11 protein-coding genes are annotated in these 8847 nt (G+C 64.7%); 3 read left to right on the top strand and 8 right to left on the bottom strand.

Annotated features, from left to right (window positions below):
- The 3 genes from EAO80_RS14510 to EAO80_RS14500 all read left to right on the top strand — a co-directional run.
- A partial coding sequence (locus tag EAO80_RS14510) for a PLP-dependent transferase (RefSeq protein ID WP_122090590.1) occupies nucleotides 1-976 on the top strand: 976 nt, incomplete at its 5' end.
- Entirely contained in the window at nucleotides 973-2400 is a 1428-nt protein-coding gene (gcvPB, locus tag EAO80_RS14505; RefSeq protein WP_122090589.1) for an aminomethyl-transferring glycine dehydrogenase subunit GcvPB, read from the top strand. The genes EAO80_RS14510 and gcvPB, both read left to right, overlap by 4 nt.
- A 63-nt stretch (nucleotides 2401-2463) precedes the next feature.
- Complete coding sequence (locus tag EAO80_RS14500) at nucleotides 2464-2892, top strand: CopG family ribbon-helix-helix protein (RefSeq protein WP_122090588.1); 429 nt, start codon at nucleotides 2464-2466, stop codon at nucleotides 2890-2892.
- 43 nt (nucleotides 2893-2935) lie between these two features.
- Here EAO80_RS14500 and hcsS read toward each other — a convergent pair whose 3' ends face one another.
- The 8 genes from hcsS to EAO80_RS14460 form a co-directional block, all read right to left on the bottom strand.
- Entirely contained in the window at nucleotides 2936-3124 is a 189-nt protein-coding gene (hcsS, locus tag EAO80_RS14495; protein ID WP_122090587.1) for a halo-CC-star protein HcsS, read from the bottom strand.
- Entirely contained in the window at nucleotides 3115-3483 is a 369-nt protein-coding gene (gene hcsL / locus EAO80_RS14490) for a halo-CC-star protein HcsL (protein WP_122090586.1), read from the bottom strand. The genes hcsS and hcsL overlap by 10 nt, the downstream gene beginning before the upstream one ends.
- Nucleotides 3480-5390, bottom strand: coding sequence for an arsenical pump-driving ATPase (gene arsA / locus EAO80_RS14485; RefSeq protein WP_122090585.1), 1911 nt, complete (start codon nucleotides 5388-5390; stop codon nucleotides 3480-3482). The genes hcsL and arsA overlap by 4 nt, the downstream gene beginning before the upstream one ends.
- Before the next feature lies 1 nt (nucleotide 5391).
- Complete coding sequence (gene arsD / locus EAO80_RS14480; RefSeq protein ID WP_122090593.1) at nucleotides 5392-5721, bottom strand: arsenite efflux transporter metallochaperone ArsD; 330 nt, start codon at nucleotides 5719-5721, stop codon at nucleotides 5392-5394.
- A 344-nt stretch (nucleotides 5722-6065) separates the two neighbouring features.
- Nucleotides 6066-7226: an ACR3 family arsenite efflux transporter gene (arsB, locus tag EAO80_RS14475; RefSeq protein ID WP_122090584.1), complete on the bottom strand. Its 1161-nt coding sequence runs from the start codon at nucleotides 7224-7226 to the stop codon at nucleotides 6066-6068.
- Nucleotides 7227-7320: 94 nt separating this feature from the next.
- Nucleotides 7321-7767 (bottom strand): RidA family protein, encoded by a 447-nt coding sequence (locus EAO80_RS14470; RefSeq protein ID WP_122090583.1) that lies wholly within the window; start codon nucleotides 7765-7767, stop codon nucleotides 7321-7323.
- A 94-nt stretch (nucleotides 7768-7861) separates the two neighbouring features.
- Nucleotides 7862-8251, bottom strand: a complete 390-nt coding sequence (locus tag EAO80_RS14465; protein ID WP_122090582.1) for an ArsR/SmtB family transcription factor — start codon at nucleotides 8249-8251, stop codon at nucleotides 7862-7864.
- 97 nt (nucleotides 8252-8348) lie between these two features.
- Nucleotides 8349-8780, bottom strand: coding sequence for a low molecular weight phosphatase family protein (locus EAO80_RS14460; RefSeq protein WP_122090581.1), 432 nt, complete (start codon nucleotides 8778-8780; stop codon nucleotides 8349-8351).
- Nucleotides 8781-8847: the final 67 nt, after the last annotated feature.

The raw sequence follows: 8847 nt of genomic DNA, 5'->3' as shown, positions 1-8847 counted from the left end.
GATGCTGGTCGAGCTAACTGGACTCGAAATCGCGAACTGCTCGATGTACGACGCCGCGACGGCGTTAGGCGAGGCCGCGACGCTCGCCGACCGGGTGAGAGAAACGAGCGGGTCGACCGTTCTGGTTCCCGACCTCATGAGAGACGAACGCCGCTCGGTCCTCGAGAACTACACCGAGGGTGTGGGGCTCGCGGTCGAGACGTACCCGAACGACGACGCGAACGCAGACAGGGAGGCGCTCGCGGAGCTCGCAAGCGAGGAGACGATGATGATCTACGCCGAAAGCCCCACCGTTCGAGGAACTATCGAGGAGGACCTGGGCAGGATCGCGGAGCTCGCACACGACAACGACGCGCTCTTTACCCTCGGTTCGGACCCGATCGCGCTGTCGGTGCTCGAACAACCCAAGAACATCGGCGCGGACGTCGTGATCGGCGACGCCGCGACCCTCGGATTGGGCACGAGCTACGGGATGGGACTCGGGCTTTTCGCCACCCGCGAGGCGTTCGTCCGGCAGGTTCCGGGACGACTGGTCGGTGCGAGTACCGACGCCGCGGGCGAGCGCACCTACACGCTGACCCTCCAGACGCGTGAACAGCACATCCGCCGGGAGCGCGCGACCTCGAACATCTGTACGAACCAGGCGTGGGTCGCGCTGCGGACCGCGATCCACGCCGCCTCGCTCGGTCCCTCGGGGCTCGTAGAGCTCGCCCGCGAATGTCTCGAAGCGCCCGTCGAGTTGGCCGAGCGCCTCGACGACATCGTCGGAGTACAAGCCCCGGTCCACGACCGGCATCACTTCCGAGAGTTCGTCGCCCGGACCGACCAGCCGGCACCCGCCGTACGCGAAACGCTCGAGGAGTACGGCTTCGCGGTCCACGCGGTCGACAAGCACCTCGTCCAACTGTGTGTGACCGAGACGAATCGAGGGAAAACGGACGCGCTGGTCACCGCCTTCAGGGAGGCCGCCAAATGACGCTCGACTACACGCAAGCACGCTGGAACACGGACGAGGACGGCTACGAGCCGCTACTCTCGGAGAAAAGCGAGGAGACCATCGACACCGACGACGTCCCGCTACCCGACGACCTGAAACGCGACTCGCTTTCGCTGCCGGAACTCTCGGAACCCGAACTCGCGCGCCACTACACCCGACTCAGCCAGATGAACTACGGGGTCGATAGCGGTCCCTATCCATTGGGAAGCTGCACGATGAAGTACAACCCGAAGTTCACCGAGGACGTCGCAGCGCTGCCGTCGGCGGGCGTCCACCCGGATCGCTCGCCCGAGAGCGTCCAGGGCACGCTCGAACTGCTCGCCAGGTTGGAGAGTCAACTCGCCCGGATCGGTGGGATGGACGCCGTCACCCTCCAGCCGCCCGCGGGTGCGGCCGGCGAGTTCGTCGGCATCCTGATCGCGAAGGCCTACCACGAATCGCGCGAGGACGAGCGAACCGAGGTCGTGATCCCCGACGCCGCCCACGGGACGAACTTCGCGAGCGCCGCGCTGGGCGGCTACGACGTGGTCGAACTGCCCTCCGGCGAGGACGGGCGGGTCGATCTCGACGCGCTGGAGGCCGCCCTTTCGGAGGAGACGGCGGCGCTGATGCTCACCAACCCCAACACTCTAGGACTGTTCGAGCGCGAGATCGAGGAGATCGCCGGGATGGTCCACGACGTCGGTGGCCTGCTGTACTACGACGGGGCAAACCTGAATGCCCTCCTTGGGAGAGCGCGCCCCGGCGACATGGGCTTCGACGTCATGCACTACAACGTCCACAAGACGTTCGCGACGCCCCACGGCGGGGGCGGGCCCGGTGCCGGCCCGGTCGGCGTCAGCGAGGAACTCGCGGAGTTCCTGCCAAGTCCCCATGTCCGCGAGAGTGACACCGGCTACGAGCTGTTCGAGCCCGAGCGCTCGATCGGGAAGGTCCACGGCTTTACGGGCAACTGGCTCGTCCTGATCAAGGCCTACGCCTACATCGCCCGACTGGGCGACGAAGGACTGGCTGATGCGAGCGCGAAGGCCGTACTCAACGCGAACTACCTCGCGAGCCGGATCGAGTACGACACCCCATACGAGCCGTTCCACCACGAGTTCGTCGCGAGTGCGGGCGAGCAGGACGCCGCCGACGTCGCCAAGCGAATGCTCGATTACGGTGTTCACCCGCCGACGACCAAGTGGCCCGAACTCGTGAGCGAGGCGCTGATGACCGAGCCCACCGAAGTCGAGAACAGCCGCTCGCTCGACCAGCTCGCCGCCGCGTTCAACGCCGTGGCCGACGAGGACCGAGAGACGATCGAGGCGGCACCCGAACGAACCACGGCGAGACGAATCGACCAGACCGAAGCGGCGCGGGACCTCAGACTCTCGTGGCAGGCGCTCGCCGACGATTCATAACTCGACCCGCATATCGCCCGTATTTTAGCAACTCTTACTATCTCCTTCCCCATGGATTAATACATGACAGTCGTCAGCGTCTCGATGCCCGAGGAGCTTCTGAACAGGATCGACGAGTTTGCGGGCGATCACGGCTACACCGGCCGCAGCGAGGTCGTCCGCGAGGCCTCGCGGAACTTGCTGGGGGAGTTCCAGGACAGGGAGTTGGAGGGTCACGACCTGATGGGTGTCGTGACCGTGCTGTTCGACTATGAGACGACCAGCGTCGAGGAGCGCATGATGCGTCTGCGCCACGAACACGAGTCGCTGGTCGCCTCGAACTTCCACAGCCACGTCGGGAACCACTACTGCATGGAACTGTTCGTCCTCGAGGGCGATCTGGAGACCATTTCACAGTTCGTCGGCAAGATCCGCGCGACTGGCGATATCCTCACGGTCGATTACTCGGTGATCCCGGTCGACGACTTCGCCGCGGCGCTTTCGGGGTCGTGATCGCCCGCCGAACTACGACGGGAGACGGCATCGGTCCGGCCGGTTAGCAACAGCCGTCGTCGCCACAGACCGCGCCGTAGTCGATACCGAGTTCGCGTTCGATTCCCTCGTTGCACTCGGTCAGGAGCGCCTCGAACTCCTCGGAGTCCGAGTGAGTCTTCGTCTCCGCGAGCGCGTCGGCCAACCGCTCGGCCGCCGAAAGCACCTCGGAGTCGGTCGCGCTCAACAGCACCCACCTCCGGTGCTCCGGGCGAACTCCTCACCGATCCGCTCACTGACGACGTCGTTCGTCTCATCGAGCAGGTCGATCAGCGCCGCTTCGGCCTCGCGCAGTTCGTTGATGGTCTCGTCGTCGTCCATCTCCTCTTGAAGCTCGCGTAGCTCCGCCATCGTCTCCCCGTCGAAGCCGTTCTTCTGAAGCTGGCGTCGTTTTCGTCGGAACTCGCCCAACAGTTGCCGGGCCTCCTCGTCGTTCTCCAATCGCTGTTGGCTCGCGACGAACCGCTCGTATCGCTCTGACTCGCCGATCGCGTCGACGAACTCGGTCAATCGCGTCTCGACGTCGGCGTCGGTGGTCGTGGATTCACTCATTGGATCTCGATCGTCGGCTGGTCGTTCCGTGTCGATTCCGCCGTGGCGAGGACGTCATCGCCGAGGCGTCGGAGCTCCTCGACGCCCGTCGGCTCGCTCTCGCGAAGCGGTGCGAGCATCGCCGGTACCGAGAAGCGCTCACGGATCTCCGCGAGATACTCGCGCTGTTGCTCGCGCCGGCTCTCGAAGAAGGCGTTGTCGCCGTACTCGTCGGGGAGCAGGTAGTTGACCGCGACAAGCGCCGTCTCGATGCCGACCTGTTCGCGCAGGTCCTCGGCGGCGCGGTAGGCCTCCATCATCGGCGTGTACTCGGGGTACATCACGAAGACGAACGAGCTCCGCTCCGGGTCGCGCATCGTCTCGATGACCCGGTCGTACTTCGCGCCCGATCCCGAGGCCTCCTTGGTCAGCGATCCGAGATCCATGAAGCCCTTCCACTCGGAGGGCAGTTCGAGCAGCCTGAGGGTGTGGCCCGTCGGCGCGGTGTCGAACACCACGACGTCGTAGTCGGGATCGTCGAAGTAGCCCACGAACTTCTCGAGGGCCGCCATCTCCTCGGCACACGGGCTGTCGAGTTCCTCCGCGACCTGTGCTTTGACCGCTTCGACGTCGGTGTCCTCGTCGCCCTCGAAGGAGGCCTCGACCTGTGCGAGCATCCCCTCTTTGTACTCGGACAGCGCCCTCTCCTGGTCGATCCGGGCGGCCTCGAGCCCGTCGATCCCGACCGGGGTCGGGTCGTGTCCGACCGCCGTCCCGAACACGTCCTGGAGGTGTGAGGCCGGGTCGGTGGTGACGATCAGCGTCTCGTAGCCCTCGTCGGCGAGCGCCGTCGCGGTCGTCGCCGCCATCGTGCTCTTGCCGACGCCACCCTTGCCGGTGAAGAACAGGTATCGGGTGTCCTCCTCGGGACGGAGTCGGTCCATGACGGCGTCCGTGTCCGTCCCCGCGTGGAGCGGTTCGGTCGTGTCCGTCGCTTTGGTGTCGGCGTCGACCTCGACTGTCGCCTCCTCGCCCTCGTAGAGGACCCCCGCCACGTCCGCGAGCAGGTCCGTCCCCGTGATCTCGCCGGGCTGGAGCGGGTACGTCGCCACCGGCTGGTCGGCAAACGTCGAGCTGACCTCCTCGAGGACCGCCTGTTCGTCCTCGCGTTTGCCCTCGAAGAAGGGATCCTGACAGACCGTCTCGGGCAGGTAGCCGTTGACGACGACGAGATCGGTCCCGATCCCCAGTTCGGCGAGGTTCTCGGAACTGCGCTCGATCTCGTTGATCGCGGCCTCCTCGGGCCGGCCGACGAACACGAACGACGTGCGCTCACCGTCGGAAAGCGTCTCGATGGCCGCCTCATAGCGCTCCTTTTGGTCCTGCATCGAGGCCGCCGGGCCAATGCAGGTCGCCCCGCCGTTCTCTAACTCTTCGTTCCAGCCGGTCGGAAGCTCCATGAGGCGGATCGTATGCCCCGTGGGCGCGGTGTCGAACACCACCACGTCGTACTCCGGATCGTCCATGAACTCGATGAACCGGTCGAAGGCGGCGATCTCGTCGACACACGGGCTGTCGAGTTGCTCCTCGATCGTCTCGATCTGTTCGTCGTCGAGGAGTTGACGCATCGGTTCGAGGGTGCGCTGTCGGTACTCCGCGGCGGCCTCGTCGGGATCGATCTCGATCGCGGAGAGGTTCTCGACGGTCTCGATCGGCGTGATCGCGTGGCCGATCCGCTGGCCGAAGACATCGGAAAGGTTCGGCGCGGGATCGGTCGTGACCAGCAGGGTGTCGTAGCCCTCGTCGGCGAGCCACGCGGCGGTCGCACAGCTCACCGTGCTCTTGCCGACGCCACCCTTCCCGCTGAAGAAGACGAACTCGGTGTCCTCGCCCGTCGGTTCGACGACGTCTCGGGATGCCCCACTCATCTCAGTGGGCCTCCTGTGGCTGGCGCTCCTCGACGAGGCTCGCCAATCGGTCGTAGGAGGGGTACTCCTCACGGGCGACGATCTCGTCGTCGACGGTAGTGATCGGAAGGACCGACGGCCCCTCGGACTCGACGGCGTCGTAGACCGTCTCGTGATCGAGGAAGCGCTCGATGCCGCCCGAGAGGTTCGCCCTCGACACCTCCACGTCGGCGAACTCCTCCTCGATCCGGTCTACCGTGTGCGTAAACGAGACCAGTTCCTTGTCCGGGTCCGGCCCACAGACGCCGGTGGAACAACACATCGCCTCCTCGAAGATCGTTATTTCGGTCATGGTTGACTCGTATCGTCGTTCGAAGTAGCCCACCCCTCGCGGCCCCAACGGCGTCCGTTCGTATCGACGGACCGCCGTCCGGTGGCTCCTCCGAACTCTGACCACGATATCGTTTGAACGCTGTCTAAAATAAGTACTTCGGTACCCACCCGATAGTTTGACTTCAGACGGCGAAACAAGTCGATTCGGCGTGATATGGCGCCGACACTCAGGAGGCGGGGTTGATAGAACTGACAATTGATATCGTCATCATATGACGTCGTTTCGGTAGCCGTGTCCCCACGTTGCAGCCCGTGGTGATCGTTCTCAACGGGCGAAGCCGGTGTCGAACGCTCGGTCCCCGATCAGTCGTCGTCGGCCGTCGACTGGCGCGAGGTCGATCCCTGACTCGTGGTTCCCGAGCCGCCCCAGTCGAGTCGGCGCTGGAAGTACAGCGCGACGTGGACCAGCGCGAGCAACACCGGCACCTCGATGAGCGGGCCGACCACGGTCGTGAAGGCGACACCGGAGCCGACGCCGAAGACCGCTACCGCGACGGCGATCGCGAGTTCGAAGTTGTTTGACGCCGCGGTGAATCCGATCGCGGTCGTCGTCGAGTAGTCCGCACCGATCCCCCGGCCCATCCCGAAGCTCACGAGGAACATTACGACGAAGTAGATCGTCAGCGGCACCGCGATCAACAGCACGTCACCCGGTGAGGCGACGATGTTCTCGCCCTGCGTTGCGAACATCACGATCACGGTGAACAGCAGCGCGATCAAGGTCAGAGGATCGACCCTCGGGACGAACTGTTCGTCGTACCACTCCTCGCTCTTGGCGCGCGTCCCGACGTACCGCGAGAGGAATCCGGCGGCGAAGGGGATCCCGAGGAAGACGACGATCGCCTGGAACACCTGCATCGGGGCGATCTCGAAGGTGGTGATCCCCGCAACGAGCGATTCCATACCCAGAATCGGGGGCAGGAACAGCGCGAAGAACCAGACGTACACGCCGTAGGTGATGATCTGGAAGAGGCTGTTGAACGCGACCAGCCCGGTGACGTACTCGGGTGAGCCTTCGGCGAGTTCGTTCCAGACCAGCACCATCGCGATACACCGAGCCATCCCGATGAACACGAGCCCGAGGAAGAACTCCGGACGGGCCGGTAGGCCCGGGACCAGTCCACCGAAAAAGACCACCGCGAGCCCGAACATCAGGGTCGGCCCGATCAGCCAGTTCTGGACCAGGCTCAGCCCCAGCACGCGCCAGTTACGAAAGACGGTCGTGAGCTGCGAGTAGTCGGCCTTCGCCAGCGGCGGATACATCATCAACACGAGTCCGATCTCGACGAGGTGGAGGTCCTGGATCGATCCCGTCACCGACGGGGCAACGAACCCCAATCCGACGCCGACCGCCATCGCGCCGAAGATCCAGACGGTGAGGTACTTATCGAGGAAGTCCATCGAGCGCGGGTCACCACAGGATTCACAGTCACAGTCGGGACCGTGTTCGTGTTCGACACTCATCTCGTCCCTCCCGCAGACGGGATGGTCGTCGCCGTTCGATTCGATTCAGCTCGGCCGTGTGCGTGTTTCAGTATCGATCTCATCGGTATCGTGGTCACTCCTCGGCGGCGACGACGTCCAGTTGGATCCCCGCTCCACCGGGCAGCGAGCAGACGCCGACGGTCGTTCGCGGCGGGAACTCGCCGTCGAAGCGCGCCCGATAGACCTCGTCGACGGCCTCGCGCTCGTCGAGATCGGTCAACTGGACCTCGACCTTCATCACGTCCGCAAGCGTCGCATCCTGCCGGTCGAGCATCGCTTCCAGCCGGTCCAGACACTCGTCGGCCTGCTCGTCGATTGAAAGACCGTTCAACATTTCGCCGTCGCGTTCGGGGAGAATCCCCTCGAAAAAGAGGAGGTCCGAACTCCCCGTCCGTTGGCCGAACGCGCCGGTGGTTCCGTTCCCTTCGCGTTGTTTCCGACTCTCGCCGCTCGGGCGGTCGAGACGGCCCGCGCTGGCCCCGTCGTTTCGCACCGTCGATCGACTTGACGATTGAACCATGTCTCAATTGAACACAGATTCATTCATAAGTCTGTCGCTGCCGGTGCGGTTCGGAGGACGGGATCGACGAGTCACGCGCGCTCGCGGTTGGAGTTCAGCGGGTGCCGTCGAGGGCGATCAGAAGTGCACTCGCCCGCGGGGTCGCCCTGTACTTTCGCCATCGGCCGTCCTTTCGTTTGGTGACGAGACCGGTCTCGACGAGTTTCGCGAGCGCGTGGCTCACTGCGCTGTCGCTGACGTCCATCAGCGGCGTGAGCTCACAGACACACAGCTCGCTGTCGGCTTCTACCAGCAGCCGAACGAGCCGGTATCGCGTCTCGTTGCCCAGCGCCGCGAGGGTCCCGACGTCGGTCGAACGCGTTCCTTCGTCGACCAGCGCGTCGAGTTCGTCGAGTTCGTCGAGCCGCTGCTGGAGGTCCTCGTTGCGACACTCGCCCAGTTCGTCCTCCAGGTATCGCTGGATCCGGCTCGTCGCTTCGGCCATACGAACAGTTGTTCGATCTCTCAAATAAGCGTTCCGACGTTCCGCCCCGTGACGCGAGGGCGACCGATCGATTCGCGTGTCGCGTCGCCGGTCGCGGTTACTGTTCTACCTCCAGGAAGTACTCGTCGAACAGTGCCTCGACACGCCGTTCGATCTCGTCGCGGATCGCGCGCACTTGCTCGACGCTCTTTCCGTGGGGATCCTCCAGGTCCCAGTCTCGCTCGTCGACGTTGGCGTCGATCTCGAGCGTCGAACAGCCCATGGTCGCGACGACGTCGCACGAGTCGAGTTCCTCGGTCGAGATCTCGCGGGGCTCGCGGTTCGAGAGGTCGATATCGAGTTCGGCCATCGCCTCGATCACTTCCTCGTGGACCGTTTCGGCCGGATACGTCCCGCCGGTGACGATAGCGAGGTCGTCGCCGAGACCGCGTCGTTCGCGCTCGCGTTCGGCGAACGCGGCGGACATCTGGCTGCGGCCGGCGTTCTGGACACAGACGAACCCGAACCGAGCGGGGCTCTCGGAGGCCATGCGCACCTGAACGGGGCCTCGAGGCTTTACTGCTGCTATGATGGCTATATATCGCTATGCAGTTCGG

The sequence above is a fragment of the Halalkalicoccus subterraneus genome, from assembly GCF_003697815.1.
GTDB classification, from domain to species: Archaea; Halobacteriota; Halobacteria; order Halobacteriales; family Halalkalicoccaceae; genus Halalkalicoccus; species Halalkalicoccus subterraneus.
The sequence above is the reverse complement of the archived record's forward strand: the minus strand, read 5'-3'. Positions and strand labels throughout refer to the sequence as shown.